This is a genomic window from Bittarella massiliensis (ex Durand et al. 2017) (assembly GCF_017566145.1).
In the GTDB taxonomy this organism is placed as follows: Bacteria; Bacillota; Clostridia; order Oscillospirales; family Ruminococcaceae; genus Bittarella; species Bittarella massiliensis_A.
The window spans coordinates 1-207 of the sequence record NZ_JABFCL010000420.1 but is presented as its reverse complement, the minus strand read 5'-3'; the positions used below and the strand labels follow the sequence as shown (position 1 = coordinate 207).

At 50.7% G+C, this 207-nt stretch carries 1 protein-coding gene; it reads left to right on the top strand.

Translation table 11 applies throughout. The features are described from left to right. The coding region (locus tag HJY11_RS14900; RefSeq protein WP_208076603.1) for a DUF3656 domain-containing protein at positions 1-207 on the top strand (207 nt) is incomplete at both ends.

The window sequence follows — 207 nt, the reverse complement described above, 5'->3', positions numbered from 1 at the left end:
CGTCCGGTTCAGGCAAAAGCAATGTTCTGTATGGACGAGCCATCCAAACTGATATTGAAAAGCGGTTCATTTTCGGTACGTGTAGAAGGAAGTTCTCCGCAAGCTGCAAAGAAGCAGGCGGTAGACCGGGCAAGAGTGGAAAGACAGCTTCGGAAGATGGGGAATACGCCGTTTCAGATCGAGTCTCTGGAGATGGAGATGGAGGAC